The sequence below is a fragment of the Shewanella indica genome (assembly GCF_033842865.1).
Taxonomy (GTDB): Bacteria; Pseudomonadota; Gammaproteobacteria; order Enterobacterales; family Shewanellaceae; genus Shewanella; species Shewanella indica.
In genome coordinates, this window is record NZ_JAWXXR010000001.1 from 1,633,371 (window position 1) to 1,655,771 (window position 22,401).

Annotated in this window: 20 protein-coding genes and 2 pseudogenes; 9 read left to right on the forward strand and 13 right to left on the reverse strand. The window is 53.5% G+C overall.

Going from position 1 to position 22,401, the window contains the following annotated elements; translation table 11 throughout:
• Window positions 1-17: 17 nt before the first annotated feature.
• Both SIL79_RS07590 and SIL79_RS07595 read right to left on the reverse strand, forming a co-directional pair.
• The gene (locus SIL79_RS07590) at window positions 18-2,147 is read right to left on the reverse strand and encodes an MGH1-like glycoside hydrolase domain-containing protein (RefSeq protein ID WP_319619108.1); all 2,130 of its coding nucleotides are present in this window, start codon (window positions 2,145-2,147) and stop codon (window positions 18-20) included.
• Window positions 2,148-2,179: 32 nt separating this feature from the next.
• Entirely contained in the window at window positions 2,180-2,767 is a 588-nt protein-coding gene (locus tag SIL79_RS07595) for a YhgN family NAAT transporter (RefSeq protein ID WP_039035135.1), read from the reverse strand.
• Window positions 2,768-2,953: 186 nt separating this feature from the next.
• Here SIL79_RS07595 and SIL79_RS07600 point away from each other — a divergent pair, with 186 nt between their 5' ends.
• Complete coding sequence (locus tag SIL79_RS07600) at window positions 2,954-4,588, forward strand: ZIP family metal transporter (RefSeq protein ID WP_319619963.1); 1,635 nt, start codon at window positions 2,954-2,956, stop codon at window positions 4,586-4,588.
• A 78-nt stretch (window positions 4,589-4,666) separates the two neighbouring features.
• Window positions 4,667-5,446 (forward strand): NRDE family protein, encoded by a 780-nt coding sequence (locus tag SIL79_RS07605; RefSeq protein WP_071477102.1) that lies wholly within the window; start codon window positions 4,667-4,669, stop codon window positions 5,444-5,446.
• On the opposite strand, the gene SIL79_RS07610 is transcribed toward SIL79_RS07605, so the two are convergent.
• Both SIL79_RS07610 and SIL79_RS07615 read right to left on the reverse strand, forming a co-directional pair.
• Window positions 5,409-5,978, reverse strand: coding sequence for a Tll0287-like domain-containing protein (locus SIL79_RS07610; protein ID WP_039035132.1), 570 nt, complete (start codon window positions 5,976-5,978; stop codon window positions 5,409-5,411). The two genes, SIL79_RS07605 and SIL79_RS07610, sit on opposite strands and share 38 nt — an antisense overlap.
• A 62-nt stretch (window positions 5,979-6,040) precedes the next feature.
• Window positions 6,041-6,466, reverse strand: a complete 426-nt coding sequence (locus tag SIL79_RS07615; RefSeq protein WP_319619109.1) for a YybH family protein — start codon at window positions 6,464-6,466, stop codon at window positions 6,041-6,043.
• Between the two features lie 384 nt (window positions 6,467-6,850).
• On the opposite strand from SIL79_RS07615, the gene SIL79_RS07620 reads away from it, so the two are divergent.
• Together SIL79_RS07620 and SIL79_RS07625 are read left to right on the forward strand one after the other, a co-directional pair.
• Window positions 6,851-7,408, forward strand: coding sequence for a lysophospholipid acyltransferase family protein (locus SIL79_RS07620; RefSeq protein WP_071477117.1), 558 nt, complete (start codon window positions 6,851-6,853; stop codon window positions 7,406-7,408).
• A gap of 64 nt (window positions 7,409-7,472) precedes the next feature.
• Window positions 7,473-8,093: a LysE family translocator gene (locus SIL79_RS07625; protein WP_071477100.1), complete on the forward strand. Its 621-nt coding sequence runs from the start codon at window positions 7,473-7,475 to the stop codon at window positions 8,091-8,093.
• A gap of 30 nt (window positions 8,094-8,123) precedes the next feature.
• Here the strand turns inward: SIL79_RS07625 and SIL79_RS07630 are convergent, their stop codons facing one another.
• Window positions 8,124-9,404, reverse strand: a complete 1,281-nt coding sequence (locus tag SIL79_RS07630) for a mechanosensitive ion channel family protein (protein WP_039035189.1) — start codon at window positions 9,402-9,404, stop codon at window positions 8,124-8,126.
• A 130-nt stretch (window positions 9,405-9,534) separates the two neighbouring features.
• Entirely contained in the window at window positions 9,535-9,969 is a 435-nt protein-coding gene (locus SIL79_RS07635) for a hypothetical protein (protein WP_039035129.1), read from the reverse strand.
• A gap of 519 nt (window positions 9,970-10,488) precedes the next feature.
• On the opposite strand from SIL79_RS07635, the gene SIL79_RS07640 reads away from it, so the two are divergent.
• Complete coding sequence (locus SIL79_RS07640) at window positions 10,489-11,163, forward strand: DUF3157 family protein (RefSeq protein ID WP_101094675.1); 675 nt, start codon at window positions 10,489-10,491, stop codon at window positions 11,161-11,163.
• A 128-nt stretch (window positions 11,164-11,291) separates the two neighbouring features.
• Here SIL79_RS07640 and hutH read toward each other — a convergent pair whose 3' ends face one another.
• From hutH to hutC, 3 genes are read right to left on the reverse strand one after another with little or no spacing between them, the layout of a single operon-like run.
• Entirely contained in the window at window positions 11,292-12,833 is a 1,542-nt protein-coding gene (gene hutH, locus SIL79_RS07645) for a histidine ammonia-lyase (protein WP_071477099.1), read from the reverse strand.
• Complete coding sequence (gene hutU, locus SIL79_RS07650) at window positions 12,833-14,503, reverse strand: urocanate hydratase (protein WP_162207098.1); 1,671 nt, start codon at window positions 14,501-14,503, stop codon at window positions 12,833-12,835. The genes hutH and hutU overlap by 1 nt, the downstream gene beginning before the upstream one ends.
• Window positions 14,504-14,550: 47 nt before the next feature.
• Window positions 14,551-15,273, reverse strand: coding sequence for a histidine utilization repressor (gene hutC, locus SIL79_RS07655; protein WP_039035126.1), 723 nt, complete (start codon window positions 15,271-15,273; stop codon window positions 14,551-14,553).
• A 145-nt stretch (window positions 15,274-15,418) separates the two neighbouring features.
• On the opposite strand from hutC, the gene hutI reads away from it, so the two are divergent.
• Both hutI and SIL79_RS07665 read left to right on the forward strand, forming a co-directional pair.
• A complete protein-coding gene (hutI, locus tag SIL79_RS07660) occupies window positions 15,419-16,645 on the forward strand; it encodes an imidazolonepropionase (RefSeq protein WP_039035125.1) in 1,227 nt (408 codons plus the stop codon).
• Between the two features lie 397 nt (window positions 16,646-17,042).
• Complete coding sequence (locus tag SIL79_RS07665; RefSeq protein ID WP_039035124.1) at window positions 17,043-18,167, forward strand: hypothetical protein; 1,125 nt, start codon at window positions 17,043-17,045, stop codon at window positions 18,165-18,167.
• 133 nt (window positions 18,168-18,300) lie between these two features.
• Here the strand turns inward: SIL79_RS07665 and SIL79_RS07670 are convergent.
• The 4 genes and pseudogenes from SIL79_RS07670 to SIL79_RS07685 all read right to left on the reverse strand — a co-directional run.
• Window positions 18,301-18,453 (reverse strand): annotated as a pseudogene (locus tag SIL79_RS07670) (IS256 family transposase); the annotation flags it as partial.
• 224 nt (window positions 18,454-18,677) lie between these two features.
• A complete protein-coding gene (locus SIL79_RS07675) occupies window positions 18,678-19,667 on the reverse strand; it encodes a transposase (RefSeq protein WP_233962817.1) in 990 nt (329 codons plus the stop codon).
• A gap of 89 nt (window positions 19,668-19,756) precedes the next feature.
• Window positions 19,757-20,206, reverse strand: a pseudogene (locus SIL79_RS07680) (alpha-amylase family glycosyl hydrolase); the annotation flags it as partial.
• Between the two features lie 300 nt (window positions 20,207-20,506).
• Window positions 20,507-20,779 (reverse strand): DUF4242 domain-containing protein, encoded by a 273-nt coding sequence (locus SIL79_RS07685; protein WP_071476313.1) that lies wholly within the window; start codon window positions 20,777-20,779, stop codon window positions 20,507-20,509.
• Between the two features lie 237 nt (window positions 20,780-21,016).
• On the opposite strand from SIL79_RS07685, the gene SIL79_RS07690 reads away from it, so the two are divergent.
• On the forward strand, window positions 21,017-21,532 hold the full coding sequence (locus SIL79_RS07690) for an NlpC/P60 family protein (RefSeq protein WP_052248131.1): 516 nt from the start codon (window positions 21,017-21,019) through the stop codon (window positions 21,530-21,532).
• A 16-nt stretch (window positions 21,533-21,548) separates the two neighbouring features.
• Window positions 21,549-22,388, forward strand: coding sequence for a hypothetical protein (locus tag SIL79_RS07695; RefSeq protein WP_251767290.1), 840 nt, complete (start codon window positions 21,549-21,551; stop codon window positions 22,386-22,388).
• Window positions 22,389-22,401: the final 13 nt, after the last annotated feature.

The following is a 22,401-nucleotide window of genomic DNA, read 5'->3' on the forward strand; positions in this document are numbered from 1 at the left end:
TTCGCCTCATTCAGCGATTATTCAGCCTCAGACAACAAACCTTCGCTATAAAGCAACAATAAGACCGAGGCCGACCAGCTGAAGTTGGTGCCATGCAGTCCTTCACCGCTGAGTGGATGGTAGTTTTCCCGTATCGGCAGATCCCGGCTATCGGCGGCGATGGCCTCCAGCAAGCGCCGCGACATTGCACTTGCCTGCTGCCGGTAACCGTAATGCTGCAATCCCTTGATGGCAAAGAAGGCCTGATCCAGCCATACCGGCCCGCGCCAGTATCTGTCGGGAGCAAACTCCGGGCTGTCGCGGCTCACGCTCGGAAACGGCACCTGGGTACCGAAGACTTCTGGCCTAAGTTGTTGCTTTACCACCGCATCTGCCTGCTCAGGCGAAGCGACACTGGCCCACAACGGGATCCAACCTTCAGTGCCCTTATTGCCGCGGAGCAATCGCCGCTTGCCCTCGGCATCGAAACGTACATCGTAGAAGAAACCGCTGGCAGGGTCGTAAAAGGCCTGCCGAATCGCTTGTCCCAACCGCTGGGCCTGTTGCCGCAGTTGCATCGCCTCGGCTTCCCGTCCCAGCAGACTGGCCATTTGTGCCAGATATTGCTTATCGGCATAGAGAAATGCATTGAGATCGACACTCTCCTGATTGAGAGAGTAGCCGAGTAAACGCCCTTTGGTGTCGCGGTTTTCCAGTACCTGCAGGCTGTTATCGGCATCGAATCTGGGCGCATTGTCCATCCCGGACTCCCAGGCTGCCGCCTGAATGATGGCATCACGATTAAGTGCCCCGGGCTCACCGTGCAACGGATGCAGATTGGCGCCATATTCTGCCAAACCATTGCCGTCATGATCCCGGTTGCGATACCACCAGGCATGCAGGGCCATCAGTCTTGGGTAGAGCTCGGCGACAAATGCCTTATCACCGTCCTGAAGGTAGATCTCCCATACGGCCCAGGCTGCCAGTGGCGGTTTGCCATTCCGCTCATTCCAGTTGCCGCCGTCACCGCCGCGGGCTGCATCTTGGTTGTAAAACACCGCATCCGGCATGCTGCCGGCATCCTGAGGTCTGACGGGATCTTGCTCATCAAATTGATAGTCAAACATCGCCCGCACATTGGACTTGGCAAGCCAGGGCTCGACACGCGCCAAGGCTACCGCCTGTTTCCAGCTATCCCATGCCCAGATACCATTGAACCATTGATAGGTGACCGAAGGCGTTATCCCGTGGTGACGCAGGGCACCGGCTGGGCTGCGCCAGTTATGTGTCAGGGTGCTGATGGCCCGGGCCGCCATGCGCTTTTGCCCCAAGTCACCATCGGCCAACTTGGCCAGACGCCAACCCCAGCGACTTTGGTTGCGCTCGGCGCTCTGCAACAACTTCGGCCACTGCAGCGGCTTTGCCTCTGCTGCGGTGTGAAAATACTGCTGGGCACTGAGAAAACTGCGCCGCTCTGAGGGAGCCAGGTTCAGCACTTCAGAACTGGCTCGGTAGCCCCGAGTGCCACGCACTTCCAGAAAGGTGGGTTCACGGAAGCTTAAGCGGAATTTGGCATCATCGAGCAGCAGCGACCAGGTTTTTCTCAGTGGCCGAAACTGCCACTCCAGTTGATTGGTCGCAAATTGTCTGTCGGCAATCCAGGGCTTGCCTACCGCCTTGTCGAAGGGCTCTCCCTGCCACTGCAACTGCCACTGACCGGCTTGGGAGCCGATATTTTCCAGAACAGTCTCAATCAGTGAGCTGCGCTCATCGGCAAAATAGAGCCTGGTGCTGAGGCTGAGATCTTGCCAGCGGTATTCCTGATACAGGCCATCCGGGCGACTGAACAGGCGTTTCTCCGCTTCGGCAAAATTCTTCGCCTGCCCTGTGCTCAACTCCAATATGCTGAGGTGCTGCAAGCTTGGCGCCAGATGCAGGCTGTATTCCTGGGCGATGATCATGGGGCCGGTGAAGCTGCCATAAAATGCAGGATTATCCGGTAGGTGATATCCATGCCAGGCCCCCATATCCATGTACACAGCGGGGATCTTCAGATTCCCGGCGGCGTCCCGCTCCAGCGCTTGCTGCGGCGTGCCTTGATAGGGCAAGAGATTGTCATAATCTCCGGCGCTCAGACTCAAAGCACAGATCAGGGCACAACTAAGCACTTTTACCTCGACTCAACAAAAGGATTAACAACTCAGGGATTCAAATATCGGGAGACACCATCGAGGAACATCTGCACCGAGATCATCACCAGCACCATGCCCATCAGACGCTCGACCGCCGTGAGCCCCTTGTCGCCCAACACCCTGGTAAATAACTTATAAAACATCAAGATAACCACGCTGGCGCCCCAGGCCGCCACCAGAGCTATGGTCCAGTCGCCCATACGGCTGCTATCCGTATGGGCCAGCAGTATCAGTGCCGCCAAAATCGAAGGACCGGCCATCAGCGGAATCGCCATCGGCACAATGAAGGGCTCTTCACCGGCAGCCAGGCCCACCACCCCACCGGGTTGGGGGAAGATCATCCTGATGGCTATCAGGAACAGAATAATGCCGCCGGCAATGCTGACCGATTCTGACTTGAGGTTGAGGAAACTCAGGATGGCTTCACCGGCATATAGAAATAACAGCATGATCAACAAGGCAAAAATAAGCTCACGGATCAACACTCGACGGCGTTTCTTGGGCTCGATATGACGCAATATAGAGGCAAAGATAGGCAAGTTGCCCAAGGGATCCATAATAAGAAACAGCATTACGGCAGCCGACAGAGTATCCATAAATATCCATTCACCAATACAACAACATAGAGTCGACTATTGTATAACTTTTTAGTCACCGGCTGTGGACTTTTATCTGTGGTCTCGGGGGGAAAATCCTTCAAGGTAAATTCCAGGTAACGGCACTGCTCATTTGCCCGGCTACTGGTATACTATGGCGTTCTCTAAACTTCAGCCGTGAAATACATGCTCTATCTTGTCGCCAGTTTTATCGCCCTGCTCCTGGGCCCGCTGTTTTACCGCTATTTCTCTTCAGGCAGCGGTTTGCAGAAGGGCTTGGACGGCTTTATTTTTGTTTCTCTTGGCGGCCTGGTATTGATCCATATCCTACCGGAACTGCTGGAGCATGGCGGCATACTGGCGATCATCTTCGTGATCCTCGGCCTTTGGGGACCCAGTGCCAGTGAGAAGTTGTTTCATCGCTACTCAGAGATCACCCATAACCTGACCCTCACGCTGGGGATCGGCGGCTTGTTGTTGCACACCATCACAGATGGCGGCGCCATGGTGCTGGCACAACAGGAAGGCAACTCCAGCCTGCTGGCGCTTGGGGTGATCATGCACAGGCTACCCGTGGGCCTGGCGATTTGGTGGTTGCTCAAACCCCAGGTTGGTACCCGTTGGGCCAGTCTGGTGTTGCTGGCCATGATGGCGCTGACATCTGTGGGCTACTTCGCCGGCGAGCAGCTGCTCAGCCATCTGAGCCTGGATAATACCGTGTACCTGCAAGCCTTTGTCACAGGCTCTATTTTGCATGTGGTGCTGCATCAGCCCCACGGCCATGGGCAGCAGACCCCAAGCAGCAAATATGAATATCAGGCCGGCATAGGCAGCCTGCTGGGGATAGGCCTGTTGGCATTGCTGCTGATGATGGATTCCGGCGGCCACCAACACGCTCACCATGACCACAGCACAGATCAACTGCTGCACTGGTTGCTGTTACTGGCTCCGGTATTGCTGGCGGCCTACGCCTTGGCCAGCATACGTTTTGCCGCAGGTTTGTCTCCTACTCAAGCTTCGCTACCGGGACGCTGGGTTCAACGTCTCGCCGGCCCTGAAGCCTTGTTGCTGACCTTGGTGTTGCTGGGCTGGCAGTTTGCCCTGCTGCAGACCCTCGCACTCGCCGCACTGGGACTGTTTTTGAGTTATGCCCGCATTGAATTGACCGATCCCCACCCCAAGGTGCCGCAGTCCGCCTGGCATTTTGGCTTCACTCATCTGGTGGATAGAAGCGCGCCCTGGATCTTGCTCAGTTTGATTCTCGCCAATCTGATAGGTCATCCGTCAGTGCCACTGTCGCACCCGGTGGCACAAGTGCTGGTGCTGGCCTTGCTGTTTCTGCCGTTGCGTTTCTGTAATCTGGGCGCCGCCGTACTGGCGATGTCACTGGCCTACAGCGGCTGGAGCCCCTTGGCAGTAGCCTTGACCCTGATAGCCGCACCTGTGCTTAACCTGTCACAACTCAAGTTGATGAACTGGAGTCAACGGCTCGGTATGTTGTTGCTGTTATCCATTCTGCTTAGCGGCATTGCCTGGTGGCAACCACAGTGGCGTGAGCTGGGCGATCTACCGAAAGAGATAAGCTACCCGGCACTGACGTTGCTGTGTCTGCTTTACTCCAGTAGCATACTGCGTCAGGGGCCACGTAAGTTTTTACGGGGTATGTGGCTGGTCAAAGGCCATAGCCATGACCACGGCTCGGGGCAGCACAACGACTCAGGCCACAACCATGGTTCACACAACCATGGTTCACATAGTCATGGTTCACACGGCCATGCTCACCATAATGGCCACGAGCATCAAGACAAAGGCTCTCACTGATTTAACCCTGTCAATTGGCGCCTTTGTTGGCTAACTTGTGGGATAAGCCCGCATTTAGACCCGGCATAAGGACAGCCCATGTGCATTCTGTTTCTGGCGCTGGATCAGCATCCGGATTATCCGCTGATCCTCTGCGCCAACCGCGATGAGTTTCATCACAGGCCCACAGCCCCGGCACATTTTTGGCCGCCACAGCAGCAACTGCTGGCGGGTAAGGATCTGCAGGCAGGTGGGACCTGGCTTGGCTGTAATCGTTTGGGAATGGTGGCCGGCCTCACCAATATCCGTCAGTCAATCTCTCAGCCGGATGGTATGCGCAGCCGCGGGGAACTGGTGCTCAAGGCGCTCAATAGCCAAACCCCAATAGAGCCGCAATGGCTCAGTGACCACAGCGACAACTACAATCCTTTCAATCTGGTTTTCGGCCAGGGCAAGCGCCTTTGGTGTTATCACAGCCCGGATAAGTCATTGCGGTGCTTGAACAGGGGTTTTCACGCCATCAGCAATGGCGCCTTGGATGAAATCTGGCCCAAGATGGCCCGCGGCGAGCAGGCGTTGGAGCGGTTGATTAGCCAATCGGCCAAGCCGGATATAGATAGGCTGCTGGCAATAATGCGTGATGAGACTCCAGCGCCGGACATCAGCCTGCCAAACACAGGAGTCAGCCTGGAATGGGAGCGACGTCTGTCATCCATCTATATTCGCCACCCGGAATACGGCACCCGGGCCACCAGCCTGATATTCATCTCCCGCGAAGGGACACTGAACTTTTACGAAGCCAGGTATGATGGCAAGGGGCGACAACTGGGGTTGGAGCAGTTCAGTTTTGCGCTGACAAACGCGGAGCCACTATGCTGATGGCGCCGCGGATCTGCCCAAGCTGATAACCTCTGGCGCTGTCATCCGGGTAGTGCTCATCCAATGCGGTTTTGACCTCGGGCGCCAATTGGCTGCCGTGACAGGTGAGGCAAAGCGGCGCTACGCCCTGGGCCTTCATAAAACGCAGCTGTGACTCGGTCTGGGCAACATGGCTCAAGGTTTGCGGATCTTCACCGGCTGCGGCCCGCTGATCGAATGACAACAATACCTGTCGCTGCCAGGCTTCTGGCTCGGCTGCCGGATTACGGGGTTTCAAGCTGACACGTTTTACCTGCCAACCGCTCTCGGCAGAGAGTTGGCGGGCGATTTCCGGCGCCTTATGGGAACAAACTTCGATAGCCGCCACCGGGCCACCTTCGGCCAGGGCTTGCTGCAGTTGCGGCTTGAGTGTTTGGGCAAAACGCTTGGCCAGCGCGGCCGCTTCGGTGTTGAAGTCTGCCGCTGTTGGCTCTGCCACGGCTTGATTCACCAGCGCAAAGGCCAGCAAGGCGGTCAGTGTGGGTTTTAACATAGGGTGCTCCATTAGATTTTTTTAATGGATTGATATTAGATAAATCTAATTCCCTATGCAAGTCAGGATGAATGATCGTGAGTGATTACCCAATGGTCGTCTTTCTTTTCCAACAGCAGGGTAAAGACTCCGGATGGGCTGTCCTTTTGTCTGAGCAAGACCCAGCGACCGGCCACCAAGGCAGAATAGTTACTCAACATCTGCACATCCTTGAGCTCCAGCTTGAGCTGGCCCATAGTCGCGTGATTCGGATAGCTACGTTTATAGGCGGCCAGCATCTTGTCCCAGCCATATTTGAACTCGCCTTTGGAGACAAACCTCAGCTTGGGATCGTGCCAGTAACCCAGCATATAGGCATCAATATTTCCCTGATTCCAGGCTTGTTGCTGACGATTGATCAGCTCGGTAATTTCATCTGTCGGTACCGCTTTAGCCGGAGCGATTGCAAGTAGCAGTACTGACAGGAGTCCAAAGATTAACTTTTTCATATTCCCTCCTTGCACTCTCCCGGAACCAGGCCAGGAAACCGTGCCGACATAGGCGTTGAGCTTCTATACAGATACTAACCTATTTGGCCCTGGATAAGGAAAGAACTGGGTAAACATTGTCTTAGTAGATTGTAAGCAAATCCACCGCGCGTTTTGAACAAACTTACGTCACGGCGATTTATAGCCAATGACGAGTCCTTGGCAAGATGTAGAACCCAGGCTTGCACAAAAGAGATAATACTGAAATTATATTTTCCCTCAGGCCTCTGCTTGGGGAAGTGCTGCCTATGTTCAGACTCCTAAGCTAATCAAGGTTGGACTGGCGGCCCACCCTAAACACTTTTGAACTATACCTTTAATCAACTCAAGGTTTGGCAACTCTCTATGTTTAAAAAAATCTGCCAATGGCTGCTGGCTCAGTTCGGCTGGCAAATTCGCGGACAACTGCCCGACTCCCCGCAATACCTGGTGATAGTGGCGCCCCATACCAGTAACTGGGACTTCATTATCGGCGTACTCGCCCGTGGAGCTCTGGCGGTGAAGATCCACTTTCTCGGTAAGCATCAACTCTTTATTCCGCCTTGGGGCTGGTTTTTCAGGGCCATAGGTGGCAGGCCGGTAGACAGGCGCAAGAACAATAATCTGGTCGATGCGGTCAGCGACTTGTATCGCCTGGATCGCAACTTTAAGCTGGCGCTGGCGCCGGAGGGCACCCGCAGCCCGGTGAAACGCTGGAAGACAGGTTTCTACCATATCGCATCCAAGGCGGGGGTGCCGATTGTGGCAGTGGGGCTGGACTTTGGTCAGAAGGCGGTGGTGATCAATCAACCCTTGATACCGAGTGCTGACATGCAGCAAGACATGGATCAGCTTATCGCCTTCTATCGCGGCATTCGCGGCCGCTTCCCCAAGGCGATCCCGGACTATTCAGCGGAAAAGTGAATCTTGTTCGGCAGGCGTCTCAGGACTATAGTGACGCTTAACCGAAAACTTTGTATACAAAATTATGGATCACCAGACCTTCCTGTTGTACCTGTTTGCGATCTTATTGATAGCCATTTCTCCCGGCCCGATCGCCATGTTGTCTATTTCTCACGGGATCCATTTTGGTAAACGCCGCAGTCTGGCAACGGCCTTGGGGAGTGTCAGTGCGGCACTGCTGTTGATGTTGGCCTCCATCGCCGGGCTGAGCGCCTTGCTGCATGCCAGCGAATACGGCTTTACCCTGCTCAAATGGTGCGGTGCCGCCTACCTTATGTATCTGGGAATTAAGCTGCTGCTCACCAAGCCCCATGCGGCCGAGCAGAGTGTTGGCCCCAAGGGACATGGTCATCCTCTCAGTCTGTTCCGGCAGGCGTTTCTGGTGGGGATCAGCAACCCCAAGGATCTGCTGTTTTTCGCCGCTCTGTTTCCACAATTTATCGATGTGACTGCGCCGCAGGGGCCACAACTGGCAGTATTGGCTTCCACCTGGGCCTTGGTAGACTTCAGCTTTGTGATGATTTACGCCTCTATGGCCAGTGTGTTGGCTTCATGGCTGAAGCGCAGTCAACGGTTGCATTGGCTGGATCGTGTCAGTGGCGGGGTGTTTGTCACCCTCGCCACTGTATTGGCCGTTAAAGATTAGGGGAGCGCTTTAGGGGAGGTGCGAATAAGCCTATGTAGGCTTATTTGCGCCGGCTCCATTATCTTTTAAGCTGCGGATATCATTGCCGGTAGGGCCCTGGAAGGCACGCAGATCGAACTGCGGCAAGATGGCAAAGATATGATCGAAGATATCCGACTGAATATCTTCATAATATGTCCAGCGGGTATCATTGGTGAAGATATACAGTTCGATCGGCAGCCCTTCAGTCGTAGGCGCCAATTGCCGCACCATCAGGGTCATCTCCTTGTGTACCTTGTCGTGGTGCTTGAGATACTCCAGCAGGTAGGCTCTGAAGGTCCCCACATTGGTCAGCCTGCGACCATTGACCGGCATTTCGATATCCGACACTTTCGCATTACATTCAGTGATCTCATGGATTTTCTTCGGCAGGTATTCTTTCAACAGGTTGATCTTCTCCAGCTTCTTCCTGTCTTCTTCGGTCAGGAAACGTATGCTGTTGATATCTATGTTGACTGAACGTTTGATTCGGCGACCGCCTGACTCGGACATGCCACGCCAGTTGCGGAAGGCATCGGATACCAGCGCATAGGCCGGGATCATGGTGATGGTCTTGTCCCAGTTGCGAACCTTGACTGTTGTCAGCGATACCTCTTCCACCGCGCCATCGGCGCCGTATTTATCCATCTGGATCCAGTCGCCTGTGCTGACCATACGGTTAGCCGCCAGCTGAATACCGGCAACAAACCCCAGAATGGTGTCCTTGAACACCAACATCACCAAACCTGTGGCGACACCCAAGCCGCTGAGGAAGTAGACAGGAGACTGGTTGGCGAGCACAGAGATGGAAATAATGATGGCGACAAAGAACAGGAACAGCTTGATCAGCTGCACAAAGCTCTTCACCGGTAGACGACGGCTAATCAGCTTAACGTCTGCCACCTCGTTGACCGCATCCAATGCCGAATAGGCGGCGCGGATCAGCAAGACGACCAGCCAGACACTGAGCAGCCTGTCGACCAGTCCGGCCAACAGTTTATGATCTGTCAGTGCTATGGGGATCAGCAGGTTGAGCACCAGCGCCGGCACCAGCATCGCCAGCTTTTCCAGCACTCTGTGGCGCATAAAGATATCGTCCCAGGTGACTTTGGAACGTTGAATCACCAGGTTCATCGCCCGCACTACACCGCGACGCACAATAAAATAAGCCAAACCTGCCAGCAGCAGGCAGGCGAGCACCATGAGCGAAGTGGACAAACCATCGGCTGGTTGGCTGTTGATCCCCAGCTGTGACAACCAGTGTGACAGTTCGAATCTTAAGTCTTTGTCCAAGTTATCCAAAATTAACCTCTCAGAGAAAAATCACTCATCCCGGCCCACAACCCAGGCCAGGTTGCAGAGTAACATACAGGTGTTAACTTTGGCTGAACAGTCGATCCCATCCTCGTTGGAAAGTGTGCGCTTAATCACCTTTCAAGGTGAGTACTATTTTGGTTCCCAGCGGCTGTTGGAAGTGCTCCAGGTGATCTATGGGAAGCCCGGAAATTGATAATTGTCTGTGATTGTACCAGTCGAGTTTCAACTCATCGTGGCGACCGGATACCACCAGCAGACCGGGGAAGCGGCGTCCCGAGTCCAGATCGGTCAAGCTTAAGTGGCTCTGCCAGTGCTTACGTCCATGCAGACTGCAGTTGGAAAAGCTGACGTCGGCCTGCCAATCTTTATTCGGTGACCAGCTGCTGAGCAGTATTGACTCTTGGCAATGCTCGCTATGGTCAGGTAGTTTGCCTACCCAACCTGCCACATGGAACAGACTCCATGAGGCCAGCAACAGGTAAAAGCATCCTCCGCCAAATTGCAGAGCCTTCGACAACCAGGCCTTGGTATTCGACGGCATACCCTCTCCAAACTATCAGATAGACTAAGAGCGGGATCATATAGTGGGGTATGTTGTAAGTAAACGCTGACCAATGAGTTACAAACTCGGTGATTGTTTCATTGAATGGTTTAATTCGCCACACAGCCGGCTGGATGTGTCATAGGACTCTTCACCGCAGCCAAAGTATAAGAGATGATAATGCCCTTTATCTTCCGGTATACCCAGCGCCAAAGTTGCCTGCAAGACAATTCTGACCCCTTTTACAGTCAAGGCTGACATATTAGCGGGCAATAACTTCACTTTCTTGCCAAGGACTTGGTCATTTGCTGCGAACTATGTCTTACATTCCAGTCTGTAAGCCGACGCAGAGCACACATGGGGCTTGTTCGCACCTTTCCTGGACAAAGGCACTTGAACATACTTCCCGTGGATTGCCGTATGCCAGGAAAGCAAGTTTATGTTTTTCGTCATTGCCAGCCCAGGTAAGCCCGGTTATTGTTGACGCCAGGATCCAGCCAAGCGCAAGCGAATTTTTTCATGTCGAAACAGAACCTTTTCAAACCCGGCTTCGCCGTCAGTGCTCTGGCGTTGCTATTGAGCTCAAGTTTTGCCGTTGCCGAACCGGCCCAGGTGGCCGAAGTCACTCTGGAAAATGGCGCCAGAGTCATACTCAAAGATGATTTTACCTGGGAATATGTGCTTACAGAGGCGGTGATCAGCGCCGCCGAACCCGAAACTGTGACTGAAGATGTGGTGGCCGAGATATCGAATACCGCAGCCAATACCGGCACCCATACTGTCGCAGTGGCGCCCAAGTCCGAGGTAAACCCAGCCGCCACGGCTGAGCAACTGACCCAGAGCGCCATGACCACTCCCGGACTGCTTGGCAAGACTGCCAGGGAAGGGGTCAGCGTTTCTCTGCTGCAGACGCAGTGGCAAGGTGACAAACTGGGCCTGACCTTCGAACTCGGCAGTAACAGCAGTGAAGATATGGTTGGCGTACTGATCAGTGTCAGCTTTTATAACGATCAGGGGCGCAAGATGAAAGAAGAGGAGCTACAGGTTTGGCGTGCCATCAAGCGTATGCCGGAAACCTATCTGCGCAAGGGCCAGCAGCGGCAATCCTCGGTGATCTGGATTGAAGGGGTAGATAAAAACCAGTGGCAGAAGCAGCTGTTGAATCTAAAGATCACAGAACTGGATGCCTGGTAACATCTGTCTCTCGGCATTGATTTATTAAAATAAATAAAGAGCGCCAGTTGGCGCTCTTTGTATTTCATATACGGACTTTTGTCCCTAAGGTGCCCAAGGGCCCTCAGACCCTTCCAGCGATTCCCGGCTCAGAGGCTGCTTGGCAGCAACTCCTTTGGCAGATAGGCGTTATAGCGCCCACTCGCCAGCAGCTCAGTGGCCTTGGTGATATCCGGACCGAAGTATCTGTCCTTGTCATAGAAGGTAACCCGCTCGCGCAGTTCAGCCTTGGCCTTGGCTACTGCCTGGCTTGGCTGCAGCGGCGCCCGGAAATCCAACCCTTGGGCCGCAGCCAGCAGTTCCACTGCCAGCACGCCGCGGGTGTTTTCCGCCATATCCTTGAGCCTGCGGGCGGCAAAGGTTGCCATGGAAACATGATCTTCCTGGTTGGCCGAGGTCGGCAAGCTGTCGACAGAGGCCGGATGAGCAAAGGTCTTGTTTTCACTGGCCAGCGCCGCGGCTGTCACCTGGGCAATCATAAAGCCCGAGTTAACCCCACCGTTTTCCACCAAGAATGGCGGCAGCTTGGAAAGATTGGAGTCGATCAGCAGCGCAATGCGGCGCTCACTGATGGCCCCCAGCTCGGCAATCGCCAGTGCCAGATTATCCGCCGCCATGGCCACAGGTTCGGCATGGAAGTTACCGCCTGAGATGATCTCGCCGGTATCTTCAAACACCAGTGGGTTATCTGTCACGCCGTTGGCTTCAATTTCCAGCACTTCGGCCGCCTGACGGATCTGCGTCAGGCAAGCGCCCATAACCTGTGGCTGACAGCGCAGAGAGTAGGGATCCTGCACCTTTTCACAATTGGCGTGTGACTCGGCAATCTCGGAGCCGCTCCCCAGCAGATGACGGAATACTGCCGCCGAGTCTATCTGGCCCTTTTGACCGCGCACCGCATGAATTCTCGGGTCGAACGGGCTGCGACTGCCCATGGCCGCCTCGACACTCATGGCGCCGACCACAGAACCGGCGGCAAACAGGTCCTCGGCATGGAACAAGCCTTCCAGTGCCAACGCCGTCGATGCCTGGGTGCCGTTGAGCAGGGCCAGGCCCTCTTTGGCAGCCAATTCAATCGGTTTCAGCCCGGCGATACTCAAGCCCTCAATGGCGGGCATGATACGCCCCTGATAACGCACTTCGCCCTCGCCGATGATCGGCAGACACATGTGCGACAGCGGCGCCAAGTCGCCCGAGGCTCCCACTGAGCCCTTCTCGGGTACGCAAGGGTAGACACCGGCATTGACCAGGGCGATCAGGAAGTTGATCACCTCGAGACGGATCCCGGAAAAACCTCGGGACAGAGAGTTGATCTTCAACACCATCATCAGCCGCACGGTTTCATCGCGCATCAATTGGCCGGTACCGGCGGCGTGGGACAACACGATAGAGCGCTGCAACAGTTCCAGATCCGCCGGGGCAATCTTGGTGTTGGCCAACAGGCCAAAGCCGGTGTTGATGCCGTAAACCGTGCGGCCCTCATCCAATACTTTTTGCACCACGGCGGCGCTGCTGTTGATAGCTGCCAGCGATTCCGGGTGCAATTGCAGCTGGGTTGGCGCGCGGCTGATGCTGCGCAGTTCAGACAGGGTCAGGCTTCCCGGTGTCAGAGTGATTTGAGTGGTCATCATCAGTCCTCCAACATAGGCAGATCCAGGCCCTGCTCTTTGGCACAGCGCTTGGCAATCTCATAGCCGGCATCGGCGTGACGCATCACGCCCGTGGCCGGATCGTTCCACAATACCCGGGATACCCGCTTGGCGGCGGCGTCGCTGCCGTCACAGAGGATCACTACCCCGGAGTGCTGACTGAAGCCCATGCCGACACCCCCACCATGGTGCAGCGACACCCAGGTGGCGCCACCGGCAGTATTGAGCAGTGCATTGAGCAGCGGCCAGTCGGAGACGGCATCCGAGCCGTCGAGCATGGATTCGGTTTCCCGGTTGGGACTGGCCACAGAGCCGGAATCCAGATGATCCCTGCCTATGACCACAGGCGCCGACAGCTCGCCGTTTTTCACCATTTCGTTGAAGGCCAGCGCCAGACGGGCGCGGTCTTTGAGGCCAACCCAGCAGATACGGGCCGGCAGCCCCTGGAAGGCGATACGTTCACGGGCCATATCCAGCCAGTTGTGCAGGTGTGGGTCGTCCGGAATAAGCTCTTTCACCTTCTGATCTGTCTTGTAGATATCCTCAGGGTCACCACTGAGTGCCGCCCAGCGGAACGGGCCAATGCCTTCACAGAACAGCGGCCTGATATAGGCGGGAACAAAACCGGGGAAATCGAAGGCGTTGGCCACTCCTTCGTCAAACGCCATCTGGCGGATGTTATTGCCATAGTCCAGGGTCGCGGCGCCGCGGCTTTGCAGCGCCAACATGGCCTGAACCTGCACCGCCATGGAGGCCTTGGCGGCCTTGACTACAGAAGCCTCGTCTTTGAGGCGCATCTCCTTGGCCTGCTCCAGCGTCCAGCCCTGAGGCAGATAGCCATTCAGCGGATCGTGCGCCGAAGTTTGGTCTGTCACTACATCCGGAGTAATGCCGCGCTCAACCAGCTCACTGAAGATATCGGCGGCATTGCCCAGCAAACCCACGGAAACCGGCTTGCCCTCGGCCTTGGCGGCTTCCAGCATCGCCAGAGCTTCGTCCAGGCTGTGGGCCTTCTTGTCCAGATAACGGGTACGCAGACGAAAATCGATACGGGTCTCGTCCACTTCACAGGCCAGTACAGAGAAACCGGCCATGGTACCGGCCAGAGGCTGGGCACCGCCCATGCCGCCCAGGCCACCGGTCAGGATCCAGCGGCCCTTGGCTTCACCATCGAAATGCTGCTTGGCCACGGCCACAAAGGTTTCGTAGGTGCCCTGGACTATGCCTTGGGTGCCTATATAGATCCAGGAGCCGGCGGTCATCTGGCCGTACATAGCCAGTCCTTGCTTGTCCAGCTCGTTGAAGTGTTCCCAATTGGCCCAGTGGGGTACCAGGTTGGAGTTGGCGATCAGCACCCTGGGGGCATCGCTGTGGGTCTTGAATACTCCCACCGGCTTGCCGGATTGCACCAGCAAGGTTTCATCCTCTTCCAGACGCTTGAGCACCTCGACGATTTTGTCGAAGCACTGCCAATCGCGGGCGGCGCGGCCTATGCCGCCGTAAACCACCAGATCCTCGGGGCGCTCGGCCACATCCGGATGCAGGTTGTTCATCAGCATTCTGAGCGGCGCTTCGGTCTGCCAGCTCTTGCAGTTCAGAGTGGTGCCGGTCGGCGCAATGATTTTGCGCGCCGGATCATGTCTCTTATCCATAAACTTCCATTCCTCTGTTGCTTGTCTTGTGGTTTATTTTGTTGTTTTTATTTAGCTTTATGTTCGCCTCTGAAGGTCAAATGCCCTCCGAGACGGAAGCGGCTGCCGGGATGGATCAGCCGGGCAAAACTCACCACGCCCTGGCGTGACCAGGTGCGGCGCAGTATCTGTAAACAGGGCTCGCTGGCGGGGATCGTCAAGCGGGCGCGTATCTGTTCATTGGCGACTATCGCCTCTATGGTGTGGCGTGCTTCGGTCAAAGGCGCCACCTGCGACAGATATTCATGAGGGGTCTGCAAATTGAAATCCTGCTGCAGATAGTCGGGGATTAACTGAGGGTTTACGAAGCGCTCCTCGAGCTGTAGCGGCAGCCCCTCTTCACAATGCACCAGCACCGAGTAAAACACCCGGCTGCCGGTCTCCAGCCCCAGGGCGATGGCGATAGGCGCCAGGGCCTCTATGGCGGTCAGCTCCAACACCTGCACGCTGTAACCATGGCCGCGGGCCTTGATCTCATCGGCGATATTGCGGATAGACAACATGGATGACTGCGACTTGAACTCGGCCACAAAGGTACCCAGCCCCTGACTGCGCTCCAGCACGCCGTTGTCCACCAGCTCGGTCAATGCCCGTCTGGCCGTCATCCGGCTACACTCAAATAGCTCTGCCAGTTGGTTTTCGGAAGGCACCCTGGAGTGCTCCACCCATTCACCCGACTCAATGCGGTCTGAGATGTACTGTTTAATGCGGGCGAACTTGGCTGTGCTCATCGAATCGACTCTGTGTTGGTTTCAATCTGCTGAAAAACTCGGCTATAATCCTAACTTGTATATACAAGTAAATACAAGTTAGCTCACAAAATCACAACAATTGCCATCATTAAGGCAAGCGTAAGGCAAACAACAAGGAGCAAGCATGTCCTGGGATCAGGTTTGGATAGATATCAATATTGCCACTATGGACCCTTCTGTATCAGAGGCTTATGGCGCCATCACCGACGCGGCCCTGGCAGTAAAAGAAGGCAAAATAGCCTGGATTGGCAAGCGCAGCGAACTGCCTGCCTTCGACGTGCTGGCAACTCCGGTTTACAAGGGCAAAGGCGGCTGGCTGACGCCCGGGTTGATAGATGCCCATACCCATCTGGTGTTTGCCGGTAACCGCGCCAACGAGTTCGAGCTGCGTCTCAAGGGTGCCAGCTATGAAGAAATCGCCCGTGCCGGTGGCGGCATTATCAGCACGGTTAAGGCCTGCCGTGAGGCCAGCGAGGCCGAACTGTTCGACGAGGCTCGCCGCCGCCTCAACGCCCTGGCCAAGGAAGGGGTTACTACGGTGGAGATAAAGTCGGGCTACGGGCTGGAAACCGCCACCGAACTCAAGTTGCTCAGGGTCGCCCGCGAGCTGGGCAAACACCACCATGTGGATGTGGTCACCACCTTCCTGGGCGCCCACGCCTTCCCGGCCGAATATCAAGGCCGGGAGCAGGAATATGTGCAACTGGTAATCGAGGAGATGCTGCCTCAGGTATTGGCGGAAGATCTCGCCGATGCCGTGGATGTGTTTTGTGAAAATATCGCCTTCGACCTGCAACAGACAGAAGCCATTCTCAGCGCCGCCAAGGCCAAAGGGCTGGATATCAAGTTGCACGCCGAGCAGCTCTCCAACATGGGCGGCTCAATACTGGCCGCCCGTCTGGGGGCCAAGTCTGTGGATCATATCGAGTATCTGGATGAAGCCGGGGTCAAGGCCCTGGCCGAGAGCGGCACCTGCGCCACCTTGTTGCCCGGCGCCTTTTACTTCCTGCGGGAAACCCAACTGCCACCGATAGCCTTGCTGCGCCAATATCAGGTGCCCATGGTGCTGGCCAGCGACTTCAACCCGGGGACTTCCCCCATCTGCTCAACCCTGTTGATGCTCAACCTGGGCTGCACCCTGTTCCGCCTGACGCCGGAAGAGGCCTTGGCCGGTGTCACCCGCAATGCCGCCCGCGCTCTGGGCCGCGAACAGCGCATAGGCATGCTGCGTCAGGGAATGGATGCCGACTTCTGCCTGTGGCGGATCTCAACTCCAGCGGAACTCGCCTACAGCTACGGCGTGAATCCGTTGGTGGATGTCATCAAGGGGGGCAAACTTATTCATCAATAAGTTTGGCAAGTGATTGGATGGCAGGTCACCGACCTGCTGTCGCTTGTGCGCCGACATCCCAGCGCCAGGGAATAGCTGCACAGCTTAGACTCATCAGTTTTAACTGGATTAGTCAGAATCCAGTCTGTCAGTTTCGTTTCCTTGACGTGACAATAGCTGACAGATTGGCCTAACCTGGTTCTGCCCCAAAATGAGTTATGCACGATATATGTAGTAATTTTACTAATCCAAAGTACCTCGAAGAAGTTACTTTCGCACGATGAAACTAATGAATGACTTTCTTTCTATCACCTGGTCTTGACAAAAAATAAAAATGAGCGACAACTTATCTTTAAAGTAGTATCTTAATCGTTGATAAAAATGATTTGTAATCGGACAGATTGAGAGATGATGAGATATGCCAATAACTGCCTATTCAAACACTTATAAACGAGAATTAGATGCAACTCAATTGGAGTCACTTTTTAATGAAAGTCCTCATTCTCTAGATGTTTCGTTTCAAAACTTTGTGAAAAATGACATAGAGTGCCCTTCATGCAATGTTACTGGTGGTTATATAGTTAGTGAGGGCATTTGTACAAGAACGGGTAGAACGGTATCTCAAGCTCACTTTGCATTTAGAAACGCTCAAGGAGTAGATGCACACTTACCATTTTGTGACTTCTATGATGGTGAAGACAAACAGAAATTGGTATCAAATGAGGGTAGAGTTGACTTCAGAAGGTCTCAGTCTGCTATAACAAGACAAATTGGAGTCATAGTTAGTATTGGGATAGAAAATAATATTTTCAGCCAAGGTGACATGAGGGATATGAGGCAATGGTTTCTTGATTTGAGGAAAAGTGGCCAAGAACTTTTTGATATCTCTCCACACATTGTCAATCTAGCCAGAAGCTCATACGTTAGATCTAAAAGAAATTTTGAAAAATTTGTCCCAGACGTGAGTGAAGCTTCAAAGGAAGGGTTTGATATCGATAGGGAAGTTTATGAATCTCTAAGCCATCAATATCCTCATTACAAATTGATTGAGTATTATAAGGAAAATCCATTCTATTTAGAAATAGCACAGAAGGCTGTAGTTAAAAAGGCTATTAAAATAATAAGAAACGACTCAAATTTCTTAAGTTTTGACCGAAGCGTACTCTTAGATAAGTATCAATTGACTCGTAAACTTTCCGATAAAATTGTTCAAAACGATGGTTTTCTATCACAAAATCTATCTCCTAGTGCAATTTTTAAATCTAATCCGTTAATGGCACTTTCAGCTTTACTACTATTTGTATCGAATTGGGATATTGATGAAGCATGGGGAAAGGTTGAAATAATTTATAAAATTCGGACAGTTAAAGATCATGATGCTGGCAACTTTATTGGCCTTAATCCATTTGCAAATTATAGTGCTTGGGTGATCATTAAAAAATTGATGGTCATAAAAGACACCCTTGAAGATAATCTAGACTATGACTATTTATTTAATGAAGAAAAATCACGATTAATGAAGTTATACGGTCTTAAAGGTTGAAGGAAACATACAGGACATCCTATAGGAAACATACAGGACATCCTAAACACTTTACGAGCTGCAAGGAAGCTCGTTGCAGGGGTCAGTCTCTGATAAATAAGAGGGTGTTCAAAATTCTGTGTCACGTTAAAAATCACAGACCGATGTGAGCATCCAGTCGTCCTTCAAAATGGATGGACAGCTGAGATAGCGTTAAATTCCAGTTTTGAATCGGGTGTGACCACCGCTCCTGAGCCTTCAATATACCGGCGTAGAGCAGTTTGAGTAAACTGTTCTCGTTGGCAAAAAAAACATACAGGACATCCATACCAAACATACAGGACATCCAAAACACTTTCTGAGCCGCAAGGAAGCACCTTGCAGGGGTCAGTCTCTGATAAATAACGACGGATTTTTGGAAGTAGGCTCTCTGAGATGAGTAATCTGCGAGATTCATGCAAAAACTGCGGTTGCCAAGCATGCCAACGGCAGGCTTAAGCCTGTTTCTGCAAAATCACCAACGATCTAAGGTTAATGGGGATGTATTGCTTGGCTTTGTTGCTTACCCCGGCACCATTTACCACCATATTTGGCCTTCATGGCACACATTGCATCCCATCGGCCACTCATACCACTGTACTGACGGCGAAACTCTTTGGCGGAAGTTATCCAGGCATCGTCGCTGATACCAAGCTCAAGCAGTAGTTTGGGTCTGGAACAGGCAATAAAGCCACGCTTGTCTTCCCGCACCGCCCGGCCAGTCCAATCAATTAACTCCAGATAGTCGGCAAAGTGAAATGGGATGCCGCTTTGTTCGGCGGCAGTGGCTGCACCATCAAATTGCAGCAGTGGCTTAATTGAAGCATTGGTGGTTGCAGGCTCAGCAACTTCTCCTATGCGCTCCTGAATGGATGTGTAATCAGAAGTTTGCAGCGAATCTGCAATACCGGCGCGAATGGGATTTAAATCCACGTACATCATGCAGGCCAGCAGCGCCTGTTCATCGAGCAGTGCCTGCGACTTAAAACGTCCTTCCCAGAATACGCCCTTGCAACCATCTTCTCGATTGGCCTTGCGGGCGATATCTTCGTTTAAACAGCGCATAAACCAACTGATACTGCCAAGGCGTTCCTGCCAATCGCTAATCAGCGTATCCAGCAGTATTTGTTCACCTTCTGAGAGACTATCGCCCTTGAGGAACTTTGCCGCCACAGGATTGCCACTAAAGAGCCCTGTCCAACGCTCAATGACTTCAAATGGCGACAACGATTGTTGCGCAGCAAGGTCGATTTTGAGCACCAAATGGTAGTGATTACTCATGACCGCATAAGCGCAAACGTCGATGCAGAATATTGACGACAACTGCCTGATTTTATCCACTATCCAGCCACGTCTATGCTCGTAACTGCGCCCCGAAAGTGCGTCTTCACCACACAAAAATGCCCTTCTCACGCAACGGTTAATCACGTGATAAAAGGGCGTACTTTCAGCATCTATCAACTGACGACGGGCTGTGGTCATAACCAACCTCGACTGAGCTTTGATGGGTATTTCAAAGCCTAGTCAAAGCTGTGCGAAACATCAAAAAGATATGGCTGTCCTGTCTTTTGTCTACGGGCGATATCTTCGTTTAAACAGCGCATAAACCAACTGATACTGCCAAGGCGTTCCTGCCAATCGCTAATCAGCGTATCCAACAATATTCGCTCACCTTCTGAGAGACTATCGCCCTTGAGGAACTTTGCCGCCACAGGATTGCCACTAAAGAGCAATGTCCAACGCTCAATGACTTCAAATGGCGACAACGATTGTTGCGTAGCAAGGTCGATTTTGAGCACCAAATGGTAGTGATTACTCATAACCGCATAAGCGCAAACGTCGATGCAGAATATTGACGACAACTGCCTGATTTTATCCACTATCCAGCCACGCCTATGTTCGTAACTGCGCCCCGACAGTGCGTCTTCACCACACAAAAATGCCCTTCTAACGCAACGGTTAATCACGTGGTAAAAGGGCGTGCTTTCAGCATCTATCAACTGACGACGGGCTGTGGTCATAACCAACCTCGACTGAGCTTTGATGGGTATTTCAAAGCCTAGTCAAGCCTGGGCGAAACATCAAAAAGATATGGCTGTCCTGTCTTTTCGTTTCAAAGCCTAGTCAAGCCTGGGCGAAACATCAAAAAGATATGGCTGTCCTGTCTTTTCTTGTTTCAAAGCCTAGTCAAGGCTGTGTGAAACATCAAAAAGATATGGCTGTCCTGTCTTGTCCAAATTAATAAGCCAGCGGGGATTTCGGCTACGTTGGGGTGTCCTTGAGGATACAAGGGACTTTGAATAAGCAAAGTCCCTTTTGAGTTACTCCGCCGTCGTTGGGTCGATTGAACGTTTCACCTCATTGACGGCATTGATAGGAAAACCGCCCCTTTCCGCATGTTCACGCACCAGTGTCTCATTGGGGGCTATGTAAACGCAGTAGATCTTATCTGGGGTCACAAAGCTCTCTACCCACTGGACCTTCGGCCCCATATCTTCCAACACGGCACAGGACTTTTGTGAGATTTCACGAAACTCTGCCGTGGATAAACCTCCGGCTCCGGGTAAGTCTCTTTCAATGATGAATTTAGGCATAACAACCTCCTTACGGGATCTTGCTGAGTATAGTTCCTGAAGGGAAGCTCTTCCGCTTGGCTAGAGCTCTGGTCGCTGTGATTCTTTGGCATGCCGGTTTAAATGAAAACATCTTAGCTCAGTTGATATATCTGCTTTATTGGCCGAGGAAAACTCAATGTTAACCACAGATTTTGCAAATAGCGGCGGCTTATTGCACATTAGGGGTTCTTCAATGGCATCTGAGTTGGAAAGTGCATGCAGCTGTGGCAGATATTGGCGACATTCCTGTTGTTGGGCGCCCTGAGTGGCTGTTCCGGTCGTCCCGATCCTGTTTCCGCTCCGGCTACAGTGGCTAAGCCCCAAGTGGGCACAGAGTCCGAAGCCAAGCGATATGAGCAAGTGCCCCTGTCACAGCAGCGGCTGCTGACGATGCAGCGAGAATGGCATGGGGTTCCCTATCGTTTGGGAGGCATGAGCAAGCGAGGTGTCGACTGTTCGGGCTTTGTCAGCCTGACTTACCGGCGATTGAGCGACATCATGCTGCCGCGCACAGTGGAGGAACAGCGCAAGCTGGGGTTCGCGGTCAAGAAAAGCCAGCTCAAGGTGGGCGATCTTCTGTTCTTCAAGACTGGCTGGAGTAGCCGCCATGTGGGGATCTATATAGGCAACAATGAGTTTATGCACGCCTCTACCAGTCAGGGGGTGATGATCTCATCGTTAGATAACAGCTACTGGAAGCAAAAGTATTGGCAGGCCAGGCGCCTGCTCTAGTGTCGGGAGAAGGGAGATGGATAGCCTGTTACTCGCCAAAATAGCTACCGCCATCATAGCCGTGGTGGGCCTGTCGCTGGTGGCTGAGCGGGTCAGCCCCAGAGTGGCGGGTATTTTGTCCGGCTATCCGCTTGGTACGGCTATCGCACTGTTTTTTATCGGCATTGAATTGGGTGAACCCTTTGCTGCCGCCAGTGCTACCGCGGCCTTGTCCGGTTTTATCGCTTCGTTGCTGCTGATTTGTGGTTATGCCCTGGGTATTCGTCTCGGCGGTGGGCGGCCACTGCCGTTAGTGGCACTGCTGGGGTCAGGCCTGGGATTGCTGGCCTTTGGCCTCAGTGGCTATCTTCTGAGTCTGTTGAATCTTAATCTCCTCGGCGGAAGCCTGGCGCTGCTGCTGGCGATTGTGCTTGTGGGTTTGGTGCTTGCCAAAATACCGGACGCCACTGTGGCCAAGCCCGTTCGACTCAGCCCACTGGTATTGCTGCTTAGGGCTGCGGCAGCCGCCATGATAGTGCTGTTGGTCACGGCGGCGGCCAAACTGCTGACGCCGGCTCAGGCCGGTATTCTGGCCGCTTTCCCCATTACGCTTTATCCGTTTTTGTTGATCATTCATCTGGCCTATGGTGCGCCGCAGGCACAAACCATTATCAAGCATTATCCCAGAGGCCTGGGGTCGCTCATGTGTTATGTGATTGCGGTGAGCTGGCTCTATCCGCTGCTCGGCATTGTCTGGGGAACTGTGCTGGCGTTTGTGGTGGCAACCCTGTATTTGCTGGCGTTGAGCGCCTGGCACCGCTTGAGAACCAAGCCTCTTGAGACTCCCGACCCCGAGACGACAAAATGCTCCCGCTGATGGGGGCAGCAAA

Bases quoted from the DNA above. Each gene is read 5' to 3' on its own strand.
- SIL79_RS07625 (WP_071477100.1), top strand. From the start codon at position 7,473: ATGGATCACCAGACCTTCCTGTTGTACCTGTTTGCGATCTTATTGATA.
- SIL79_RS07675 (WP_233962817.1), bottom strand. From the start codon at position 19,667: ATGACCACAGCCCGTCGTCAGTTGATAGATGCTGAAAGTACGCCCTTT.
- SIL79_RS07620 (WP_071477117.1), top strand. From the start codon at position 6,851: ATGTTTAAAAAAATCTGCCAATGGCTGCTGGCTCAGTTCGGCTGGCAA.
- SIL79_RS07595 (WP_039035135.1), bottom strand. From the start codon at position 2,767: ATGGATACTCTGTCGGCTGCCGTAATGCTGTTTCTTATTATGGATCCC.
- hutH (WP_071477099.1), bottom strand. From the start codon at position 12,833: ATGATGACCACTCAAATCACTCTGACACCGGGAAGCCTGACCCTGTCT.
- SIL79_RS07635 (WP_039035129.1), bottom strand. From the start codon at position 9,969: ATGCCGTCGAATACCAAGGCCTGGTTGTCGAAGGCTCTGCAATTTGGC.
- SIL79_RS07615 (WP_319619109.1), bottom strand. From the start codon at position 6,466: ATGAAAAAGTTAATCTTTGGACTCCTGTCAGTACTGCTACTTGCAATC.
- SIL79_RS07640 (WP_101094675.1), top strand. From the start codon at position 10,489: ATGTCGAAACAGAACCTTTTCAAACCCGGCTTCGCCGTCAGTGCTCTG.
- hutC (WP_039035126.1), bottom strand. From the start codon at position 15,273: ATGAGCACAGCCAAGTTCGCCCGCATTAAACAGTACATCTCAGACCGC.
- SIL79_RS07685 (WP_071476313.1), bottom strand. From the start codon at position 20,779: ATGCCTAAATTCATCATTGAAAGAGACTTACCCGGAGCCGGAGGTTTA.
- SIL79_RS07600 (WP_319619963.1), top strand. From the start codon at position 2,954: ATGCTCTATCTTGTCGCCAGTTTTATCGCCCTGCTCCTGGGCCCGCTG.
- hutI (WP_039035125.1), top strand. From the start codon at position 15,419: ATGTCCTGGGATCAGGTTTGGATAGATATCAATATTGCCACTATGGAC.
- SIL79_RS07610 (WP_039035132.1), bottom strand. From the start codon at position 5,978: ATGTTAAAACCCACACTGACCGCCTTGCTGGCCTTTGCGCTGGTGAAT.
- hutU (WP_162207098.1), bottom strand. From the start codon at position 14,503: ATGGATAAGAGACATGATCCGGCGCGCAAAATCATTGCGCCGACCGGC.
- SIL79_RS07665 (WP_039035124.1), top strand. From the start codon at position 17,043: ATGCCAATAACTGCCTATTCAAACACTTATAAACGAGAATTAGATGCA.
- SIL79_RS07605 (WP_071477102.1), top strand. From the start codon at position 4,667: ATGTGCATTCTGTTTCTGGCGCTGGATCAGCATCCGGATTATCCGCTG.
- SIL79_RS07690 (WP_052248131.1), top strand. From the start codon at position 21,017: ATGCAGCTGTGGCAGATATTGGCGACATTCCTGTTGTTGGGCGCCCTG.
- SIL79_RS07695 (WP_251767290.1), top strand. From the start codon at position 21,549: ATGGATAGCCTGTTACTCGCCAAAATAGCTACCGCCATCATAGCCGTG.